Source organism: Desulforhopalus sp. (assembly GCA_030247675.1).
Lineage (GTDB): Bacteria > Desulfobacterota > Desulfobulbia > Desulfobulbales > Desulfocapsaceae > Desulforhopalus_A.
The window spans coordinates 896505-918639 of the sequence record JAOTRX010000002.1 but is presented as its reverse complement, the minus strand read 5'-3'; the positions used below and the strand labels follow the sequence as shown (position 1 = coordinate 918639).

16 protein-coding genes are annotated in these 22135 nt (G+C 55.0%); 9 read left to right on the top strand and 7 right to left on the bottom strand.

Annotation, left to right across the window (positions count from 1 at the left end):
• The first annotated feature begins 35 nt into the window (after positions 1-35).
• Positions 36-1166 carry a two-component system response regulator gene (locus OEL83_04000; GenBank protein MDK9706193.1) on the top strand — a complete coding sequence of 377 codons (1131 nt, stop codon included), beginning with the start codon at positions 36-38 and terminating at the stop codon, positions 1164-1166.
• Positions 1167-1250: 84 nt separating this feature from the next.
• Complete coding sequence (locus OEL83_03995; protein ID MDK9706192.1) at positions 1251-3011, top strand: hypothetical protein; 1761 nt, start codon at positions 1251-1253, stop codon at positions 3009-3011.
• A gap of 105 nt (positions 3012-3116) precedes the next feature.
• Here the strand turns inward: OEL83_03995 and OEL83_03990 are convergent, their stop codons facing one another.
• Positions 3117-3488 (bottom strand): pyridoxamine 5'-phosphate oxidase family protein, encoded by a 372-nt coding sequence (locus OEL83_03990; protein ID MDK9706191.1) that lies wholly within the window; start codon positions 3486-3488, stop codon positions 3117-3119.
• A 145-nt stretch (positions 3489-3633) separates the two neighbouring features.
• Between OEL83_03990 and OEL83_03985 the strand changes: the two genes are divergently transcribed.
• Positions 3634-4122: an Rrf2 family transcriptional regulator gene (locus OEL83_03985; protein ID MDK9706190.1), complete on the top strand. Its 489-nt coding sequence runs from the start codon at positions 3634-3636 to the stop codon at positions 4120-4122.
• 173 nt (positions 4123-4295) lie between these two features.
• A complete protein-coding gene (locus tag OEL83_03980; GenBank protein MDK9706189.1) occupies positions 4296-4520 on the top strand; it encodes a hypothetical protein in 225 nt (74 codons plus the stop codon).
• 65 nt (positions 4521-4585) lie between these two features.
• Here the strand turns inward: OEL83_03980 and OEL83_03975 are convergent, their stop codons facing one another.
• The 4 genes from OEL83_03975 to OEL83_03960 all read right to left on the bottom strand — a co-directional run bounded on the left by OEL83_03975 (position 4586) and on the right by OEL83_03960 (position 14013).
• Complete coding sequence (locus tag OEL83_03975) at positions 4586-7414, bottom strand: FAD-binding oxidoreductase (GenBank protein ID MDK9706188.1); 2829 nt, start codon at positions 7412-7414, stop codon at positions 4586-4588.
• A 501-nt stretch (positions 7415-7915) separates the two neighbouring features.
• Positions 7916-9241 carry a uracil-xanthine permease family protein gene (locus tag OEL83_03970; GenBank protein MDK9706187.1) on the bottom strand — a complete coding sequence of 442 codons (1326 nt, stop codon included), beginning with the start codon at positions 9239-9241 and terminating at the stop codon, positions 7916-7918.
• A 42-nt stretch (positions 9242-9283) separates the two neighbouring features.
• Positions 9284-9910 carry a uracil phosphoribosyltransferase gene (gene upp, locus OEL83_03965; protein MDK9706186.1) on the bottom strand — a complete coding sequence of 209 codons (627 nt, stop codon included), beginning with the start codon at positions 9908-9910 and terminating at the stop codon, positions 9284-9286.
• Between the two features lie 317 nt (positions 9911-10227).
• Positions 10228-14013, bottom strand: coding sequence for a PAS domain S-box protein (locus OEL83_03960; protein MDK9706185.1), 3786 nt, complete (start codon positions 14011-14013; stop codon positions 10228-10230).
• A gap of 484 nt (positions 14014-14497) precedes the next feature.
• On the opposite strand from OEL83_03960, the gene pap reads away from it, so the two are divergent.
• Positions 14498-16030 carry a polyphosphate:AMP phosphotransferase gene (gene pap, locus OEL83_03955; GenBank protein MDK9706184.1) on the top strand — a complete coding sequence of 511 codons (1533 nt, stop codon included), beginning with the start codon at positions 14498-14500 and terminating at the stop codon, positions 16028-16030.
• A 12-nt stretch (positions 16031-16042) separates the two neighbouring features.
• Here the strand turns inward: pap and OEL83_03950 are convergent, their stop codons facing one another.
• Together OEL83_03950 and OEL83_03945 are read right to left on the bottom strand one after the other, a co-directional pair.
• The gene (locus OEL83_03950; GenBank protein MDK9706183.1) at positions 16043-16897 is read right to left on the bottom strand and encodes a peptidoglycan-binding protein; all 855 of its coding nucleotides are present in this window, start codon (positions 16895-16897) and stop codon (positions 16043-16045) included.
• Positions 16898-16959: 62 nt separating this feature from the next.
• Complete coding sequence (locus OEL83_03945; protein ID MDK9706182.1) at positions 16960-19821, bottom strand: PAS domain S-box protein; 2862 nt, start codon at positions 19819-19821, stop codon at positions 16960-16962.
• Positions 19822-20396: 575 nt separating this feature from the next.
• Between OEL83_03945 and OEL83_03940 the strand changes: the two genes are divergently transcribed.
• The 4 genes from OEL83_03940 (at position 20397) to OEL83_03925 (ending at position 22116) form a co-directional block, all read left to right on the top strand.
• On the top strand, positions 20397-21044 hold the full coding sequence (locus OEL83_03940) for a LysE family translocator (GenBank protein MDK9706181.1): 648 nt from the start codon (positions 20397-20399) through the stop codon (positions 21042-21044).
• 20 nt (positions 21045-21064) lie between these two features.
• Positions 21065-21238 carry a hypothetical protein gene (locus OEL83_03935; protein MDK9706180.1) on the top strand — a complete coding sequence of 58 codons (174 nt, stop codon included), beginning with the start codon at positions 21065-21067 and terminating at the stop codon, positions 21236-21238.
• Positions 21239-21319: 81 nt separating this feature from the next.
• Positions 21320-21637, top strand: a complete 318-nt coding sequence (locus OEL83_03930; protein MDK9706179.1) for a hypothetical protein — start codon at positions 21320-21322, stop codon at positions 21635-21637.
• 206 nt (positions 21638-21843) lie between these two features.
• Complete coding sequence (locus OEL83_03925; GenBank protein ID MDK9706178.1) at positions 21844-22116, top strand: metal-sensitive transcriptional regulator; 273 nt, start codon at positions 21844-21846, stop codon at positions 22114-22116.
• The last annotated feature ends 19 nt before the right edge of the window (positions 22117-22135 follow it).

The window sequence follows — 22135 nt, the reverse complement described above, 5'->3', positions numbered from 1 at the left end:
CCGTTGACGGCACAGCAGTAAAAAGGAGGCCCACCATGAACCAGTCACATCCGTGTGCTACCATCCTGGCGATTGACGACACCCCGGCCAATATCGATGTCGTCAAGGCGGTGCTTTCCGCCGACTACCTGATCCAGGCGGCGGTGAACGGGCCAATGGCCCTGAAGATCATCGATCGCCAGCCGCCCGATCTGATTCTCCTCGATATCATGATGCCGGAGATGGATGGCTACGAGGTCTGCCGACGGATCAAAGCCAACCCAAGAACCCGCGATATTCCAGTGATTTTTCTCACCGCGCTGACCGAGGAGGAGGAGGAAACGCGGGGGCTGGCCCTTGGCGCGGTGGACTATATCACCAAGCCGATCAGCCCGGCCATCCTCCGCGAGCGGGTGAAAACCCATATCTCTCTCAAGGCGGCGCGGGACCAGCTGCAACGGCAGAACGAGGTCCTCGAAGAGAAGGTGGTGGAACGGACCCGGCAGATGGAGGAACTGCAGGACGTCGCCATGGTCGCCATGGGCTCCCTGGCCGAGGCCCGCGATCCCGAGACCGGCAACCATATCCGGCGCACCCAGCACTACGTCAGGCTGTTGGCCCTCCGCCTCAAGGAGCATCCGAGATTTAGCGAATTTCTCACTCCCGAAAACATCACCATGCTCTTTAAATCCGCGCCGCTTCACGACATTGGCAAGGTCGGCATCCCCGACAGCATCCTCCTCAAACCGGGCAAACTGACCGACGAGGAATTCACCCGGATGAAGGAGCACCCACGCTTCGGGCGGGACGCCATCGCCGCCGCCATCCACACCATAACGACGGCCAGCAATTTTCTGGTCTTTGCCCAAGAGATCGCCTACGGGCATCACGAGAAGTGGGACGGCTCGGGGTATCCCGAAGGGCTGCGCGGCGACGCCATCCCGGTGGCGGCGCGGCTGATGGCCATCGCCGATGTCTACGACGCCTTGATCAGCCGGCGAGTGTACAAGCCGCCATTTTCCCAGGAGAAAACGGTGGACATCATCCGCGAAGGGCGGGGAAGCCACTTCGACCCGGACATGGTCGATGCCTTTCTGGCGATTACCGAGGATTTTTACGCGATTGCCCGCAGGTATGCCGACTCGGAAGAGCAGGTGCACGACAAGGTCGAGCGTTTGCAGCCTTGAGCGAGATCGTCATGGCCGGCAAACACAACGCATCGGCCAGGCAGTCGCACTAGCAGCCCTAGGACACGCAACCAGGAGCTTTTGGTGAGATTCCTTTTGCCGGTATTCATTGGAGTATGGTTGATATGGAACTGTTTTGCCGGCGGCGCCGCGGCTGATACTTCACCGGTCGTGCGTCCCGGCCATGGCGAGATCGTCGATCCCCGCGATCCCTCCAAGCTGCAAGTAAAGCCGCCGCAGACGAACTTTGAGATTTGTCTCCTCGGCCCCCGGCCCAATGCAAACGGTGCCACCGATTTGGAGCAGCGGCTTACCGGCTGCAAGCCCTTGCGGCGCAATATAATTTGGCAGAAAGGCGACGGCAGCCCGGAACCTTTCGATGAGTGGCCTGCCACCCGCAAACAACAGCTCAACAATCTCTTTCAGCGCCTGATTCAGTCCAATGGAACCGGCCCCTGGCCTAATCAAGCCCTGAATTTCTGTAAATATGCCGACACTATGTTCACTCTTGTTGATGGCAATCGGCAGGTCTATTTTTCCAGCCAGAGGGCCTTGACCACCTATCTGGCCCATGTGGCGCATGCCTTGTATCTTGAGGCCAGCGACGCCCTGCCCTGGAAGCTTTTCGCCCGGCCAGATGAAGAAATTCAGGAGATTTTGTCGTCCGAGCGATATTTTGCCCCAATCAAGCCCTTGCCGGAAGGCAATGTTCTTCCGTCCGGAATCAAGGCCGGTCGGGATTATCAATTACTCAATGAATACCGGCGCTCTCTTGCGGCACTCTGCGACCCCCGAGTTGGCAATACCTTCGCCCGGGGCCAAAATCTCATAGGCAACGGAGAACGGGATACCCTGGTGAAACTGACCGCATGGCTGCAAGACTATGCCTACCACGGCCCCCCCTTGCAATCCTATCAAAGCTCGATCTATTTAATCGGTAGATTAATTAAGAAGACTTCAGAGAGCGGGGTCTACGGCTACATGATGGTAGGCGGCTGCCACGGTGCCGCGGCGATGCTCAAGGACCTGGCAAGAAGCGTCAACATTCCACTCCGTTACGTGGCAACCCGGGAGATCCCCTATAATACCATAAGTTGGAGCTCCGGCACCCACAGCGGCCTCGCCTGGCACTGGCAGGGCACGGATGGACTCTACTGTTGGCATACCGACGATATTTACGCAAACGACTATTTTTCCAATGCCTTTTCCTGCTCACCCGGCGCAAGCGGTCCGGCCCCCATCACCGAGGCGGAAAGGAATGAAATCATCTTTCGCAATACCTGGTTTTCCAGAAAGGACCTTGAGAGTTACGGCTTTGAATTCAATATGCACAAAGTCCTGCCGGGAATCGGCTACGATGCCGCAGATGATCTCTCCGACAGATATATGAAGCAGTATCCCGACCACGGCTTCGCTCTTGGTCAATGGCGGCCGACTGTATTGCTGAAAAACCAGGTCGATAGCAAGGGCTTGGCAGGCACCGAAGATATCTATTCCTACAGCAGAGACGACGGCACAGTCCAAAATGTGCCGATGTACCAGCTGGTCTCCTCCTATTTTCTGAAAATGAAACAACGATACGCAACGGTAGGGGGCGGTAGGCTTGATACATACACCATAACCCTGCATACTGGGCACGACAGCCCGATATACAAGGATTTTGAGTTTTCTGAACTGTATCGGATATATGGCATGAATCCACCGGTCAAGTATTGGGAGGATCCATGGTACTGGAAAGGCCAGGTAATGAAAGAATTCAATGACACCTTGACTTGCTACGGCGGACTGCCGGCCGTACATGCCCTGCAGGATGAATGGCAAAGCCGCCGCATGCCGGCAAAATAGCGGCAAGACATGGACCATTAATCAGCCGCGGGATGCAGGCCGGGAGCATTTCCCGCCCTGCATCCCACCCTTTGCCGGAGCAAGACTACCTCCCAAGTCGCATCCTTAAATGGTTTGTTTTACCGAGGAAACCGTCACCTCAAGGACCCGTGTCAAAAAAGAGAATTTTTCTTTCATCATAGCAAACTCCGGCCCGGAGCTTACGAATCGGGCAGTACCGGTAACAAGAAAGCCCGTGCCTTGACCCATGCGCCCCGCCACCTCTTTGCTTCCCAGGGTGAGCAGCACATGGGGATTCTTGTCCACCTTCTTTTCGGTCTTTCGCATGGCCCAGGCCGGGAGAAGGATCCTCGCCTCGTCTGCGAGAACCAGATAAGAATTCCAGGTATTTACCACGTGGGCTTCGTTATCGGCGCATGACACTATCGATACAACACCCTCTTTACTTACGACCTCTTTAAATTTGTCATCAAACATTTGTGTTCTCCTCAGATTGTTTTATATTATGGACATTAATTATCCACGATATCTTTTATCATGCCTGAAATTATCGTCAAGACAATTTCTCACCGGTGAGGTATTTTTTATGCTTAACCGTCAACTACACAGGGGAGAACCGGAGATGCAATTCAGTGTTGGGGTAGAGTACGCTTTTCACTCACTATTTTATATGATCGACCTCCCTCAGGGAAAGACCGTCGGCATCAGACAGATCGCAGAATTGAATGCAATTACCGAAACATATCTGTCAAAGGTCTTTGCCAGGCTGAGCAAGGCGGGGATCGTCCGTTCCGTTCCAGGCGTTAAGGGAGGCTATGAGCTGGCTAAACCCGCGGATGGAATCTCCTTCTGGGACATTATTGAGGCTATCGAGGGTCCCTCCTATTTTTTTCAATGCGCCGAGATTCGCAAAAAGAATATCTTTGTCGATGATCCATCGGTCTTTACCGACAAATGTCCATGCCTGATCAAGGTGGTTATCCAGGAGGCGGAAGAAGCGTTTCGCAACAGCTTGCGGGCTAAATCCCTGCGCTGGTTGTACGACCAGGTACACGGTGATTTTCCAGACGACAAGAAGAAGGCCATCACCGGTTGGATGAAAGCACTTTAACCTAAGATCTGGCCGCTGACGCTGAGATCGGCCGGTACTCCGTAACCATCCCTTCCCGGTAATCAACATTTTTTTTAAAAAGCGGATCAGCAGCGACGGCAAAACCAACCTGGGGAATCCCCAAGCTGCTGCAAATATGTTTCTGTTGCTGATATTCTGCGACAAAACTCTGAATGATCGCGCAAATGCCGCCGCTGCGCCGGGTAAGGACGGTTGTCATGGATGAGGCCGGGCTCGATTATGGAAATCGAGCCCGGCTGAAGAATGCCGCTGCTGCCCTGGATATGGTACTACTCACCGGCCTCGGAGTTGAGCCAGAGGACATAACCGTCAGGCAGATGCGGCGTGAACTGCCGGTTATTGGGACAAGAGAGTATCTCCATCCCCGGCAGGGATGAAGCCCTGCAGACCACAGCCATGCATCACCTTCCTTCTCTGTCGCAATAGTGGCGCGTGATGTGCCTTACGACAGCGCTTCGCTCGCCTCGTCCACCAGGTAGAGGATCGACCGGTACGGGATGCCGCCGTGCAGGGACAGACCGATCTCACAGGTTTTACTGGTTGAATATCCCGCATCACAGGTGCATACATGGTCCTTCAGGTCCCTGAGGGCCGCCTCATTCAGTTCCGGAAAATTAAAACCGCGATCGCCGGCAAAACCGCAGCAGTAGATATCGGCGGGCATCACCACCTCGCGAGCGCAGGCCCTGGCCAGCTGTTCGAGCTTGTTCTCCAGGCCCAGTTTTCTGGTCGAGCAGGTCGGGTGCACTGCCACCTTGACATCCAGTTGCCGTAGTTTCAGTTTGTCCATCAGGAAGGTGAGGACGAACTCGATCGGTTCAAAGAGTTGCAGGCGCTTGTCGAGCGTCGCCTGCATCCGGTAAAAACACGGGCTGGTATCGCAGAGCACCGGGATCTTACCGTTGTCCGACGCCGCCAGAAGGGCATCGGACAGCTCCCTTGATTTCTGGTCGGCCTGGGCCATGAAGCCCTTGCTCTCAAAGGCCTGGCCGCAGCAGAGGCCATCGAGGCCCGCCGGATAGATAATCTCATAGCCTGCCTTCCGCAATAGGGACTTGGTCTTCACCGGCAGGGCGTCCCGCTCCGTATCCTCCCTGGCCGGGCCGCTCATCGACCGGCTGGCGCAGCTGGGGAAATAGACCACGCGCAATTCACCTCCAAAAACGCCGGTATCGGTTGCAATCTTCGGCACACCGGAGGGCATCTCCCGGTTCCAGAGGGGCAGTTGATCGAGTGTCGCCTTTCTGGCAAGGCTTGAGGCGGTCTCCATAAACGGCGTCCCGGTGATCTTGTGCAAGGAATCGACGGTATTGAGGGTGGCGCTGATGGTTTTGGCGATTCCGCCGAAATTGCCGGCCACCCAATCGGCAATGGCATTGCCGAGTTTGCCGTTTGCCTCCTCGCGCATCGCCTTGACCATTTTACCGGTATCGATGCCGACCGGGCAGCGGGTCGAGCAGAGGCTGTCGGCGGCACAGGTGTCCTTGCCGGGATAGCGATAGGCCTTAGCAAACTCCTTGACCTTTTTCGGGTCGCTGCCGCTAGCCATTCTCCGGCTGATCTCCCGCCGCCCGACGATCCTTTGCCGCGGGGTAAAGGTCAGGTCCTTCGACGGGCAGATCGGTTCACAGAAACCGCACTCGATGCATTTGTCGACAATCTCGTGGGTTGCCGGCAGCGGCTTGAGGTCTTTGATGTGGGCCATGGCGTCCTCGTTGAGGATGACCCCGGGGTTGAGGAGATTGAAGGGATCGAAGATGGCCTTGATCTCGCGCATCAGACCAAAGGCGGCATCGCCCCACTCCTTCTGGACAAAGGGCGCCATGTTGCGGCCGGTGCCGTGTTCGGCCTTCAGCGAGCCGTCATATTTTTCCACCACCAGCGTTACCACCTCGGCCATAAAATCGCGGTACCGGTCGACCTCGGCCCGGCTGGAAAAATCCTGGGTGAAGACGAAATGGAGGTTGCCGTCCAGGGCGTGACCGAAGATGATCGCCTCGTCATAGCCATATTTTTTCAGTAGTGCCTGTAGGTCGAGGGCGGCATCGGCCAGGTGCTCGCCGGGGAAGGCGACATCCTCGATGATGACCGTCGTGCCGGTCTTGCGCACCGCGCCGACCGCCGGAAACAATCCCTTGCGTATCTTCCACAAAGCGGAGTATTCCGCCGGCACATCGGTAAAGGCAACCGGCCGTACCGTCGGCAGCTCTTTGATTGCCTCACAGATCTGACCGATCTGGGCCGAGAGGATATCCGCGGACTCCGCCCGCGTCTCAACGAGCAGGGCAGTGACCGTGCTCCCCAACTCGGTCAGATACCCCGGCATACCCGGCTTCCCTTCCACCGACCGCAGCCCGGCCCGGTCCATCAGCTCGGCGGCGGCAACCGGCAGTTTCCGCAGGAGGGGAATGGCCTGGCAGGCGGTCTTGACATCGGGATAGAAGATGAGGGCGCTGGCCTTATGGCGGTGTTCGACCACGGTTCGATAGACGACATCGGAGATAAATCCCAGCGTTCCTTCACTGCCGATCATCAGATGGATCATGATGTCGTAGGGGTCGGCAAAATCGACCAGGGCATTGAGGCTGTAGCCGGTGGTGTTCTTAATTTTAAACTTATAACGAATGCGCTCGGCCAGCTGCTCATCATCCAGCACCCGCTGCCGCAGTTTTGTGAGTTTTTCAAGGATGGCGCCGTGGGTCCGGGCAAACTCCGCCCGGCTTTTGTCCTCGGCGGTATCAACGGCGGTACCATCGGCCAGGACCACCCGCATCGAATCAAGGGTCTGGTAGCTGTTCTGTTCTATCCCACAACACATGCCGCTGGCATTGTTGGCGAGGATGCCGCCGATCTTGGCGCTGTCGATCGAGGCCGGATCCGGCCCTATCTTGCGGTCGAACTCGGCCAGGATGGCATTGGCATGGCTGCCTATTATCCCCGGCTCCAGTTGGATCTTCATGGCCTTATCAAATACCCGGTAGCGGCGCCAGCCCTGGCCCAGCCGCACCAGGATGGAGTCGGTGACCGCCTGCCCGGAAAGGCTGGTGCCGGCGGCGCGAAAGGTCACCGGCAGCTTCAGTTTGTGCGCCTCGCGGAGGATCAGCTGCACCTCCTTTTCGTTTTCGACATTGATGACGATCTTCGGGACCAGCCGGTAAAAACTGGCATCGGTGCCGTAGGTTATGGTCCGCAGGGGATCGGTGATAATATTTTTTGCGGCAATGCTACCGGCAATCTTTCTTCGGAACTTCTCATATTTTTCGGTCAACATGGGTGCACCTCAAGTTCTCTCTTTATTGTTGGCTGCCTCGAAAAAGCCTTTTAGAAGACAGCCGGTGATCAATTCCGGCTGGAATTCCCTTCTTTATACCGCAAGGGCCGGTTTCGTTTGAGCAGACAAGCTACTCTACTCAGCTTTATCTCATAATTTACAGGAGAAGAATAGTATTTGTTCTCAAATTTTTCTAGAGGATGTGGAATCAACCAGCATATCAACTGGAAAATAAAAAAATATCATCTTGCCCGGCAACAGGTATCAGGAAACCAACAGCCTCTTTGCCGTTGACGGTGAATTTTATAATTCAGGGACCGGCGACTGACTTGACGGCTACCCCGGAGATCGGGGAGACATGGATGCGGCCGCCTTGCGCCTTGGGCTGTCGCGAGGGGGAGTAATTCGGCAATTGTGGTGTTATTTCCAAACGAGTATTCACAGGGCAAGGCCCCGTCTATATGCCGGACTATCCGGCATATAGACGGGATGGGTACAAGCCTATGCTCTTTCCTTGGGCAGGATCAGGTTGAGAAGCAAGCCGAGAATGCCGGCAAGACCAATTTTTTCAATGGCAAAACTGCCGGCGGAAAACTTCATGCCGCCAATCCCGCAAACCAGAACTACCGCGACAATGATGAGATTGCGGGGCGTAGTGAGATCCTTACCGGCCCGCACCAGGGTGTTGATACCGACAACGGTGATCATACCAAAAAGAAGGATCATGATGCCGCCCATTACCGGTGCTGGAATGGTGGCCAAAAGAGCACCGATCTTGCCGATAAAGGAGAGCATGATGGCACACAGCGCCGCCCAGGTCATGATCGCCGGGTTGAAGGCCTTAGTCAGCGCCACCGCGCCGCTTACCTCTGAATAGGTAGTGTTCGGCGGACCTCCGAGCAGCGAGGCGATCGATGTGGCAATGCCGTCACCGAGCATGGTTTTGTGGATACCGGGATCCTTCACATAATCCTTACCGGTAATTGACGACACCGCCAGGATATCGCCGACATGCTCAATCGCCGGGGCGATTGCCACCGGCACGATAAAAAGCACTGCCTCCCAGCGCCACTCGGGAAAAGTAAAAGCAGGCATGGCCAGCCATGCCTTTTCCGCCACCGGCTGCATGGAGATGAGCGCCGGAGCGGTCAAGTTCTTCAGACCCTGGAGATCACCGGCGACGAAAGCAGTTTGCGCCGAGGCGGTGAATCCGCTTATGTCGAGCACCCATGAGGTGGCATACCCGGCGATAATACCGCAGAGAATCGGGATGAGCCTCAGCCAGCCGCGTCCAAGCAGCGAGGCCAACACGGTGGTGACAAGCGATACGCCGGCAATGATCATGGCGGTTTTTTCCGGCACCAGCCATGCGGAACCATCTCCGGTCCGACCCATGGCCATATGGACGGCCACCGGCGCCAACACCAGACCGATAACCATAATCACTGGTCCGGTAACAATCGGCGGCAGAATTTTCTGCAGCACATCCGAGCCAAAGATACTGATGAGAAGACTAATTATCAAATAAACGACACCGGCTGCAGCCAGACCGCACATCGTGGCCGGAATGCCCCAGGCCTGGACACCGTAAATGATCGGTGCGATAAAGGCAAAGGAGGAAGCCAGGAAAACCGGCACCTTTCCCTTGGTGATTACCTGGAAAACCAGGGTTCCAAGACCTGCCGTAAACAGGGCGACATTCGGATCGAGCCCGGTCAGGATCGGAACCAGTACCAGGGCGCCGAAGGCCACGAAGAGCATCTGGGCCCCCAGCAGGCTGTCACTGAGTCGAAAGCAGTAATCAGTGGCAAGCTTCTTTTTAGACATAACACATTTCTCCTTCTGTATAATGGTATTGACCTGTATTGGCTACTTGGTGCCGAAAATCTTATCTCCGGCATCGCCCAGCCCGGGTATTATGTACCCTACTTCGTTCAATCGCTCATCGATTGCCGCCACATAGATGTCGACATCAGGGTGGGCGGCGGTGATCTTGGCAATGCCTTCAGGGGCGGCCACCAGGAACAGTCCCTTGATGGTCTTGCAGCCGGCTTTCTTCAGGGTTTCGATGGTGGCCAGGAGGGTGCCGCCGGTTGCCAGCATCGGATCAAGAATGAGGGCGGTGCGCTCTTCGATATTCAAGGCTGTTTTCACGTAATATTCAACAGGCATGAGGGTTTCCTCATTGCGGTAATAGCCGACAACGCTGACCTTGGCGGAAGGAATCATATCAATGACACCGTTCATCATGCCAAGTCCGGCGCGGAGAATGGGCACGATGGTGATCTTTTTGCCCTTGATCTCCTCCACCTCAACCGGTCCGGCCCAGCCCTGGATGGTCTTTTTCTGGGTCTCCATGCCCTTGGTTGCTTCGTAGGTCAGGAGCCTGGCAACTTCTGATGCCAGATCGCGAAAGTCTTTGGTGGAAATATCATGCTGACGCATAAGGCCCAGCTTATGCTTAATCAGCGGATGATCGGCAACATGAACGGCCATGGTGTCCTCCTTGGATAGACGTTGGTGGGAGAAAAAGCGGGGTGCTGTCCACTCGAACAAATAACAGCGCCACCAGGACGCATGCCGGCAGGATAAAGCTGAGCTGAGCTGATTGTCTGCTCAAACGAAACCGGCCCTTGCGGTATAGCAACAAAAAAACAAGAAGAACCCGCCACCTGCAGGCGATGTCATAAAAGCATTATTGCGTCATAGTTGGCTTCTCAGATAAAGAAAAACGCCGGGAAAAGCAAGGTATTTCGAGGGCGGACACTTCTCCAGTTTGCAGATCATTTGCATGACACGGATGGATTGCCTGTCTATACGCTTCCGGCAAGTACCTCCCGGATAAGCATTGCGATATCCTTTCTGGCCAGCGGCTTCATGGCAAAGCCTTTAATCCCCAGCGATTTGACTTTGTCTTCCGAGAGGAGGGTGCTGTAACCGGTACAGAGAATGATCGGCATCCCGGGCCGAATCTGCAACATGCGCCGGGCCAGATCGCTGCCGGTCATGCCCGGCATTGTCTGATCGGTGATGACCAGATCGAATTGATCCGGCTGATTGTGAAAGGTGTTTAATGCTTCAAGACTGTTTCTTCTGACGGTCACACGGTAGCCGAGGCGCTCCAGCATACCTTTGCCCATTTCCGCCAGGATCTCGTCATCGTCAACAAAAAGAATCCGCTCATTGCCAAGTTGGGTGAGATCAAGTGATGCGGACTCGCTTTCGAGTAGCGCCGGGTCGGCAACAACCGGCAGAAACACATGAAAAATCGTCCCTTCACCGAGGGTACTGTGACAGCTGACAAAGCCCTTGTAGCTCTTGGTTATGCCATGGATGATGGCCAGCCCCATGCCGGTTCCTTTACCCACCTCTTTTGTGGTGAAATACGGATCAAATATTTTTTCCATGATTTCCGGCGCTATCCCCGGGCCGGTGTCGCCGATTGACAGCTGCACGAAACGCCCCGGATGGACGTGCGGCTCACTTGCCAGATCCTCACGGGTAAGCTCCCGGTTTTTCAAGGAAATACTCAGAATGCCACCGCCTTCCTCCATGGCGTGGAAGGCGTTGGTGCACAGATTTAACATTACTTGATGGATCTGTGTCGGATCGGCGAGAAGGGGTCCCGCCTCCTGGTCGATATCCTGCTGAATGGTAACGGTCGACGGCAGCGAAGAACGCAGCATCTTCAAGGTTTCTTTTATAATTAAAGCAGGTTGCAAAGGAATACGCTCTATCTGCGCCTGGCGGCTGAAGGCGAGGATCTGTTTTACAAGCTCTTTAGCCCTGTGACTTGCTGTAACAATCTGGTCAATATCGTTTCTCAGTATCGACCCGGCTGGGCTGTCCTCCTGGGCCATCTCCGCATAGCCGAGGATGGCTCCGAGAATATTGTTAAAATCATGGGCGATGCCTCCGGCCAAAGTGCCGATGGCCTCCATCTTCTGGGCCTGCTGCAGCTGGGCCTGGAGTTTCTCCCGCTCCGCCTCCGCCTGCTTGCGCTCGGTGATATCCTGGGCAATCCCTGTTGTACCTATGACCAATCCGTGTTCATCGTAAATTGGGGTTTTATAAGTGAGGTGCCATTTAATGCCCTCGGGGGAAAATATCTTTTCTTCAGTTTGCTTTTTCCGGCCGGAGCGGCAAACCTCAAGATCATCGGCCATGAAGCCTTTGGCCATTTCTTCCGGAAATAAATCGAGATCGGTTTTACCAATGCATTCATCGATTGTATGGCCGCAGGTAAGAGCGTAGGGCTCGTTTATCATCTCCAGACGGCTTTCGGTATCCTTGAGCCATGCCATCATCGGCAAATTATCCAATATTGCCCGCTGCCGTAACAATAATCTCGAATTGTCGATTTCTGCCTTTTTCCAATCGGAGATATCCTCATACATACCAAGGACACCGATGATTTCATTGGCGTCACCCAGGAGCGGAACTTTTGAAGTGCGAAGCCATATCTGCTTTCCTTCCGGCGTCGTCTGCGGTTCATCGTAGAAGAGCTTAGGCATGCCGGATTCAAGAACATGAAGGTCGTCGGCTCGATACAACTCCGCTTGTTCCTTCCAGGCCAGCTGATAATCATCTTTGCCGACGAGATCCTCTGGACTCCTAACTCCCGCATCCCTGGCAAAGGCGTCATTACAGCCAATATAGCGCAACTCTCTATCCTTATAGAAAATTCGCATGGGAGCTGTATTTATTATGGTTTGCAGGAGCTTATTCGATTGAATAACGGCCTGCTCCGCCTGGTGTTGCGCGGATATATCGATGGCCGAGGCAGCGATGCACTGGGGATTGCCGTAATCGTCCTTGATTAGGACACCGCTCATCAGCATCGGGAACTCCCTGCCATCCAGGTGACGATGCCAAACGGTCGTGGTCGGGAAGTACCCTTCCCGGATCATGGCAGCATTGAGACGGTCAACGGCTGCCATTTGTTCCCGGCTGTGAAATACCGACAGATGTTTGCCAAGCAGTTGCTCCGGTTCATATCCATGGATATTGGCAAAAATCCGGTTTACATACAGCACTTGACCTTCCAGATCGGCAATCGCCTTGCCGTAAACCGAGTTGTCGGAAATAGTCTTGAAGCGCCTGTTTTCCGCCTCCATACTTCGCCGCGCAGTGACATCGACGTAGGTGACGACTACGCCGTACTTCTCCAGGTTCAGCGGTGTTGCCGTTACGTTTATCCAGGTGATCTCCGCACCGGGTTTAACGATTCCCATTTCGACATTTTCCACCAACCGCTTCTCTTGCAGCGCCCGAGTGCTTGCATATTCAGCAACCGGCATGGGGCTGCCGTCCGGGCGGATGATACGCCACTCGGCGCCATCGATCTGCCGTTTTTCGTGTTCTTCCTTGGGTACACCTAATAAGGTGGTGGCCATGGCATTGGTTTCGACAATTTTCCCATCCTGATCGGAAACGGTAATGCCAAGGGGAAATGAGTTGAAAAGAACGCGATATTTCTCCTCACTTTTACGAATGGTCTTCTTGGCACGCCGCAGCCGGATAACTGTACCGAGAAGCATCGATGACAAGCCCAGCAGAATAATAATCGCTGCGATCGTCGGAATCAGGACATTTCTGTGGCGGCTCCATAGGGAAACCGGCCGATTGATCACTACCGCATCGTGGGGCCAGAGATCTTCAGGGACTTGAAATCGGCGAAGTCCGTCATAATCAAGGATGCTCCGGGATAGGCTTTCCTCTACGGCAATTGTATCCGGATCTTCGCCCTGAAGCACACGGAAAGCAAGGCGCGCCGCCTGGCGGCCATGTTCTTTGCCTTCAAGCAGCAATCCTCCCAGGATGCCAAAGCCAAGGCGGGTTTCGTGCATGGCGTAGACCGGTGCGGAACTGAGCGAGGTAATCAGCCGCGTGCTCTCCTCCCGGGTAAAGATGCGGCCGGCTTTATCCGTGACATAACTGAGGATGAGCACCAGTCCGTTATCCGGCATTTCTTGCAGCTCTTCACGCAAGGCATCAAAAGGAAGGTCAGCCGAATAGCTGATCTGCAATTTGCCGGCAAATTGGGCCAGGGCTGTTTCGGTTTCCTGCCGTACCGCCAGACCGCTGGCGGTGTAATCGTGGATAGCGAGAACCCTCGACACCTCGGGATGCATCGCCAGTGCCATTTTGACAGTGCCGGCCACATCCTGCCGTTCAACAACACCGGTGATCTTTTTCCGCCCCACGAGCATTTGCGGATGAAAACCATTGATACCGGCAAAGACTACCGGAACATCAGGAAACAGCTCGTTAGGGTTTTGGATGATAAGGTTGAGAGCGGGATTGTCCAGGGCAATGATCAGGTCAATTCTGCGGTCCTGGTACTTGCGCAGCAGATAGTCTTTCAGAAAATCAAGATGAGCCGGCGAGGGATACCGTTTTGTATCAAGCGTCTCGACGAGGGGAACCAGAGTGGGATACTGCGTCAGTAATTCACTGAAAATTCCAGCAATTTCATTATCGGTCCAGTTTTCCCCTTGATGATACGAATTGAGAACGAGGATATTGGGTTGGTTCCGTTCAGCCAAAGCATCCCCAGAAAAGATCAGAACCGAAAGACACAGAATTATGAGGGTCATTGAGTACTTCATGTTTCGAACAATCATCTTCGAGTGACTCCTCTTTATGGTGCTTCGAAACAAGGGCGACGATTTGGACTCCATTTCCTCAACTTTTATCAAACTCCAAGCCTATCATCGCAGTAGCTAAACGTCAAATTGCAGTACACTCGGATACAACTCGCCAGGAAGGGTCGAAGAAAACGGAAGTGAAGAATAGCGAGGTTATTGTCACAAATAATCTCCACGCCCCGGATTTCTTCCTCTCATTTTCCCGGAGCATCTTGCCCTGCCCGTTAAATCAGGTGTAAGATTACAGGTAATGTCGGCTATTTTCCGACAAGACCCCAGTCATGGAATTATTAGCAAGACCAGCGGCATCTTCACCAAAATCACGTTTATGCTGCAAAAGTATCCGTTTTCTTTGCGCAAGACCTGCCTCCAGGGCAGCTTGATACCGCAAGATCTGATTACCCAAAGCACTCGCAAACCCCAGGAGAGATGCATGTTTGAATCCGCCGAATTGGGTCACAAGATTAAAAAGTCCGTGTATGAAAAGGAGGTCCCACTCCTCCGCGAGGCCCTGCTCAATGCCCAGATCGAACTGGCGGAGTCCGCCGGATTCCCAGTGATTGTCCTTATCGGTGGCCTGGACGGCGCGGGACGCGGCGACACCGTCAATCTCCTCAACAGCTGGATGGACCCGCGCCATATTCAGGCCCATGGCATGGGCGAACCCTCCGACGAGGAGCTTGACCGGCCGATGATGTGGCGCTTCTGGCGGTCGCTGCCGCCGAAAGGCAAGATCGGCGTCTTCCTCGGCTCCTGGTATACCTGGCCGATCCTCAACCGGGTAAACGGTGTCACCAAGGATGCCGACCTCGACCAGAGCATGGAGCGGGCCAAGCGACTGGAGAAGATGCTGGTCGATGAAGGCGCGCTAGTCATCAAGTTCTGGCTGCATCTTGCTAAAGACAAACAGCAAAAACGCCTCAAGTCCCTGGAAAAGAACCCGCTGACCCGCTGGCGCGTAACCGACCGTGACTGGCAGCATTTCAAGGACTATGACAAATTCCAGCGAGTCCATGAAAGCGTCATCCGCCGCACCAGCACCGCCGAGGCCCCCTGGCTGATCGTCGAAGGCGCGGATGCCAATTACCGTAGTCTGACCGTCGGCAAGGTCATTCTCAAGGCAATAGAGGATCGGCTGGAGCAGGAACAGCAGGCCCCGCCGAAGGTCCTGGCACCGCCCCTCTTGCCGTCCATCGACAACCTGCATCTCCTCAAAACCCTCGACATGGGGCAGGCCCTCGACAAGGACACCTTCAAGATCAAACTGGAAAAGTACCAGGGTCGGCTGAATGCCCTGACCCGCCATCCCAAGTTTAAATACATGTCGGTGATTGTGGTCTTCGAGGGTAATGATGCCGCCGGCAAGGGTGGCAGTATCCGCCGCATTACCGGCGCCCTGGACGCCCGCTATTACCAGGTTGTCCCGATAGCCGCCCCCACCGAGGAGGAACGAGCCCAGGCCTATCTGTGGCGGTTCTGGCGGCAGCTGCCGCGCAAAGGTCGGGTCGCCATCTTTGACCGCTCCTGGTACGGCCGGGTGCTGGTGGAACGTATCGAGGGCTTCTGCGCCGAGGCCGACTGGATGCGGGCCTACAGCGAGATCAACGATTTCGAGGCGCAGATGGTCCGCCACCATCTGCTGGTGGTGAAATTCTGGCTGGCGATTACCAAGGACGAACAGCTGCGCCGCTTCGAAGACCGGCAGAAAACCGGCTTCAAGCGTTTCAAGATCACTGAAGAGGACTGGCGCAACCGGGAGAAATGGCCGCAGTACGAACAGGCGGTCTGTGACATGGTCGACCGGACCAGCACCATGCTCGCTCCGTGGACGCTGGTTGAGGCCAACGACAAGAACTTCGCCCGCATCAAGGTGTTGAAGACCCTGTGCAATATGGTCGAGGCCAAGCTGGAAGATCTGGAGAAGGAAGGAGTCGATTACCTCGACAAACGCCACAAGCACCGGTGAAAAGGCGCCTCCCTAAAAACCGAGGAGCTGCATCGTCGGCCAGTCCAGTTCCCCCGTCCCCTCCCGGCCTTTTTCCACCTGCAGGCTGGCAATGGCGGCCCGGGTTTTTGGCCCCAGACGTCCATCCACCGCTCCAGGGGTGTAACCAGCCTTGACGAGGGCCTGCTGCACCTGTTTGATCGAGGCCCTTTTCGCTGTGGCAGCGCTTTCCGGCAGGGATGCCGGCCGAGCCACCGCCCCTCCCTCCGCCTCAGGTGCCGGCCCGGCCGGGCAGGACACCGACAGCATATGGTAATCGGGGAAGAGTTCCGGGCATTTCCTTTTGTCCGGGAGAAGATTGAGGCAGATCTTCCGGAAGAGTTCCTGGCGCATATAGCTGGTAAGGGAATCATCCGTCTGCTCGGAGCTATGGCCGGTTACCTGCTCCAAAAACATTTTCGCCTGGATGCCGACCAGGGTCTCTTTTGGCCCGATCTCCCGCAGGGTGATGGTATAGCCGTTTTTATAGACACCGCCAAACAACGACCCTGCAACCAGGGGCTGGACACGATGGTTTACCGGCCGATATTCGGTGACGATGACACCGGCCTCCCTTTCCAGGGTGATTATCCGTTCCTCTTCCGAGGCGGCCCGGATAGTACCCTTCCAGGCGTCTTCAAAGGGTACCGCAAAGGAAAATTCCTTTGCCACCGGGTATTCTTTTACCGGACCCTGCGCGGTATCCCTGGCGCAGGAGGGCAAGACCACGCAGAGAAAAAGTAGTCCCGCCGTATGCATACTTCTGCTTGCTTTCATATCGTGCTCAAAATGACTGCTGTAACCGAGGACGCCGTTGTGGGTGATGATCATGGCGGCGCAACTGAACATGAAGAGACACCTGAGTTTGAAACAAATATATCATAAGGATCTTCATCAGGCGACAAGGCCAATCAAGAGTTTTTCACATCCAGGACCTTTCTGATCAGTTCGCCGATGTCCTTCTTGGCCAGAGGCTTCAAGGCGAACCCCTTGATTCCGGCGGCCTTGGCCACGTCTTCAGTGATCAGGCTGCTGTATCCGGTACAGAGAATAATCGGCATATGCGGGCGTATCTGGAGAATACGCCGGGCAAGATCAAAGCCGGTCATGCCCGGCATGGTCTGATCGGTGATGACCAGATCGAAGGTGTCCGGCTGGTTCTGAAATGTCGTCAGGGCATCGAGGCTGGTCCTTCTGGCCGTCACATGATACCCGAGCCGTTCGAGCATGGCCTTGCCCAATTCCACCAGCATTTCTTCATCGTCGATGAAGAGGATATGTTCCTTGCCGGATGGGATGAAGTCCGTCGATCCATTGTCCTGTACGGCAAGATCCTCTTCCAGGGCAGGCAAAGTGATACGAAACTCGGTTCCTTCACCCAGCCGGCTGTCGCAGGCAATCGATCCATGGCAGCTTTTGACGATGCTATAGACCATGGAGAGTCCCAGGCCGGTGCCTTTGCCAACCTCCTTGGTGGTAAAGAAGGGGTCGAAGATCTTCTCCTGAATACCCGGGGAAATGCCCTCTCCGCTATCCCTGATCGACAGCTGCACAAAGGTCCCTGGCTGCAGCTCCGATTCGGTGGCGAGATCGTTGCCGGTAAGGATTTTTTTCCGTAAGGAAATGGTGAGAATACCCCCCTTGACTTCCATGGCGTGGAAGGCATTGGTGGAAAGATTCATGACAATCTGGTGGATCTGGGTTGGGTCGGCCAGGACCATTCCCGCCTCGGGATCAATATCCTGTTTGATGGTAATGGTAGCCGGCAGCGAGGAGCGCAGCAGGGTGATGGCTTCCTTGACGATCGCCGCCGGCTGCATGGGTATTTTCCGGTCTTCAACCTGGCGGCTGAAGGCCAGTATCTGTTTGACCAGGTCTTTGGCCCTCTGGCTGGCCTTTATTACCTGATCGATATCATGGATACTTGGTGAACCGGCAGGCAAGTCATCGTGGATGATTTCCGAGTAGCCGACTATTGCCCCGAGAATATTGTTGAAGTCGTGGGCAATGCCTCCGGCCAGGGTGCCGATGGCCTCCAGCTTCTGGGCCTGCTGCAGTTGGGCGTTGAGAATCTTCTTCTCTTCTTCGGCGCGGATGCGGTCGGAGATGTCATAGCAATAACCGATATAACCGGTAAAATTGCCCTCGCTGTCATGGCGCGGGTTACCCAGATCGAGAATCCAGCCGTACTCACCGTTCGCCTTGCGCAGCCGATATTCCATTGAGAAGGCTTCACGACGGTCGAAATGGCTGGTGTAGATGTTCAGGCAGCGGTCAAAATCTTCCGGATGAACGCCCTCCGCCCAGCCGTTGCCGAGTTCCTGCTCCAGGGTGCGGCCGGTGTAGCGCAGCCAGGGCTCGTTGAAATAATTGCACAGTTTATCCGGTCCAGCGGTCCAGATCAGCGCCAGATCGCTATTGGCCAGGGTACGGAAATGGTGCTCGCTTTCCCGCAGACGGGCTTCGCTTTTCCGAATTCTCTCCTCAGCCTGCTTGCGCTCGGTGATGTCGCGGCTGATGCCAACCAGCGCGACGGGCTTGCCATCCTTGTCCCGCACCAGACTACGCCGGTCGCTGAACCAACGGTACTCACCGCTCTTGACTTTCCACCGGTACTCAACAGGTTTTTCACTGTTTACACCCTCGATGACCTGCCGCTGCTGATCGACAAAGATATACCGGTCATCTGGATGAACGCGGTCGTAGGTCTCCTCGGCGGTAATGCCATTGATCTCGTCCGCGGTGAATCCCGTCAGCACCACCTGTGCTTCGTTGATGAACAGGTACCGGCCGGTGCGAAGATCGAGCATGTTTATGCCGTCGCGGGAATTGTCCAGAACCGAGCGCAGCAGCTCCTCGCTTTTCCCTAATAATCTTGCGTCTTTTGCATTCTTTGCGATAAGCAAGGCAGTCCAGGCCAGCATCAGAAGAAGCAGGGTGCCGAGGGCGATTATTTCCAGGTGGCCGGCGAGGTAGGTAGCAAATTGGATCCCCGGCGGAGAGACGATGTGCATGGTCCAACCGGAGAGAGACGATTGCCGGGAATAATGCGCATACTTCAGACCATTGCCCTCTTGGAGATCACGCTGGAGATTCTTCAGGTCGTTGTACCCAGCTTGTTCGACGGTGCCCATTCCTTCAGGGAAAAATGGCCCACGGGCAAAAAAAGGCTTGCCGTTGCCATCGGTCACCATAGCCGATGCAACGGGCTGTTTTGCCAACAGCTCTTCCCATCTTGCGGTGAACACCTCTACGGGAAAAGTGGCGCCAACCAAACCGTTGAATTGCCGTTGGGAATCGGTCAAGGCCACTACGATTCCAGTAACATGCTGGGCGGAAACGGGACCAAGGTGTGGCTCCATAACTGAAAAATCTTGGCCCGCGGCAAGATTCTTGAAAAAATAGAGATCCTTGGCCGATGGCGGCTTGTTCCTGTCGATGGGCATGGCCGAGGCAAAAAAGCTGCCTGAGGCATCGACGGCGGCAAAATTGGCAATTTCCGGAAAGGCCTTTCTCAGTTCTTGAAAAAGTTCGGTCGTGTTTACGTTATCTTGTTCCTTGACTACCTTGGTTCTGGCCAGAGTGAGAAAGATATTTTTGTATTGTTCGAAAACCGCATCAGCAATTTCGACCAGATGGGCAGCCGTCGACTGTATCTGCACGGCATATTCCGTCTCAACTCTGTCGAATTCAGCCTTGATATTGAGCATCCAAAAAGCCGAAAAGACGAGGAGTGAACTGAGGAGCAGAAGGGGGAGAGTAAATTTCTTCATTGCTTTCTCATCATATTAGTCTTCACCGTGGGAAGCAGTGGAAAATGGCATTGCCAGCCGTCCGTATCCCTCTCGGCCGGCAAGGGTGCAGTCTCCGTGTTAAAAAATTTTGCGTCACATTAAAGTATATATGAAAATTCCGTATATTAGCAAACAGGTGAGAGGTTGATGATAAAACACCGTTTTCTGTGGTGGTCCTAATTCGCCGGCTGCTGAGTAAAGCCAGGCGATATTCCCTTGCAGTGTGTGTCTTTCTTAGGGCGTATAAAGCTGAATTGACCAGCTTGTTTGCTTAAACGAAGCTTATGCCCTTGTGGTATAAATAGCGGTTGGTCGTGTATTCACTCTGTGTTTTTCAGGCATTTCCCCTTCGCTTTTCCATCACAACCCCTCGCCGGTCGCACGCACCGATCCACAACTCCCAATGCCAAGGGAAGTAGATACCTCTTGCCCATGTAAATCAAGTGCCTGATATGAACGCCTGATTGCCGTACCGCAAAATTGAACCGCCCATTGTCGAAACCGGGGATTGCCGGTATACTCCGCCATCAATCTTTTCTTGCCTGGTATACCTCATGGAAATTGCCCTGCTGACTATCTTCTCCACCTCGTTTGTCCTTGCCCTCTCCGGCGCCCTCATGCCCGGCCCGCTGCTCACCGTTACCATCAGCGAGAGCTCCAGGCGGGGGGCCCACGTCGGCCCGATGATGATCTTCGGCCACGGCCTGCTTGAACTGGCCATGGTCGCCGCCCTGCTGTCCGGTCTGGCGCCGATCCTTGCCCGTGACGACGTCTTTATCCTCATTTCCTTGACCGGCGGCGCATTCCTGCTGTGGATGGGGACGGCCATGCTCCGCTCCCTTCCCCAGCTGAGCCTGGAAGGCCAAGCAGACAATGGCCGGGGCTCAAGAAATCTCGTGGTCACCGGCATCGTCCTCAGTGCCGCCAACCCCTACTGGCTGATCTGGTGGGCATCCATCGGCATTGGCTACATCATGCATTCGATGAAATTCGGACTGATCGGCGTCGCGGCTTTTTTCTGCGGCCATATCCTCGCCGATCTGACCTGGTACTGCATCATCTCGTTTGGGATCGCCAAGGGCAAGCGTTTTTTCAGCGACAGCTCCTACCGCAAATTGATCGGTGGCTGCGCCGTCTTCCTGCTCGTCTTCTCCTGCTGGTTTCTCTACGGCGGCATCGATAAGGCTATCCATCTCGCCTAAACCTTTCGCCCGGAATAATTATGGACAACGGCAGCAAGCAGGTATCCAGCCCCTATACCTGCAACGAATACCGGGCGGAAATGATACTTCTCGGTCTGCACCAACAACTCCTGCAGCCGGGTCTCAGTGAAGAGGAAAGGCAACGGATCACGGCCGAGATTGCCCGCCTGGAAAAGATCGTCGGGCTTGCTTAGGCACCTGGGAGCGGCGGCCGCAGAAAATGCCAGCCCCTTGCCGTGGGGCGAGATATACGAAAAAATCGAAGGAGGCTTGCGATGATTCGAAAAAATACCCCGGTTAATTGGCCGATGATCAACACCATCATTATCCTGGTTCTGGCGATGGCCTTTGTCGTTTATGCAAACCGGCCGACACCCAAGGACCAGTATTGGTTTGTTTCCTACGAATGGGTCAAGATCAAAGAAAAGGAGCGCGGCGCCGGACGCATCTGCGTGGCGGTGAAAGAAGGTGATTTCGATATCATCGACACCGAAAACACCATTAAAAACGCCAACAAATTTGACTCACTCATCATCAATAACTTCATCCCAATCAGCCGGGCAACCCATGCCTTGTGCGTCAAGAAGCTGTAACGATCCGCACGGCCACTTCACGGCAAAGCACTCACCAGAAAGAGCAGGCGACAGGCTCCCCAGGCAACGCGGAGGACAGCCTGCCGACTATGTAAAGGCATTTTTCCGCTTGCCTTTTGCCGAGAGCAGGTTTAAAACAGCACACGCAAACATAGGGTATACCCCTATCGTCTATTCAACCGAGAATTATTGAGAGGAGAAGTCAAATGAGTCTCTGTGGAACCGACCAAGACAAGATGCGGGTGGTAAAAAGATTGCGAAGGATTGAGGGCCAGGTGCGCAACCTGTGTACCATGGTGGAACAGGACAAGGACTGTATCGAGGTGTTGCGGCAAATCAACTCGGCAACCGGCGCCCTGCGCGGTGTCTGGACCCAGGTAATCGGCGACCATCTGCGCGGTTGCATCGCCAAATCCCTGGTCGATCACGACGAGAAACTCATCGATCAGCTCATGGAACACCTGGAAAAGATCCGCTGATCGCCGGCAGCTGTTGCAG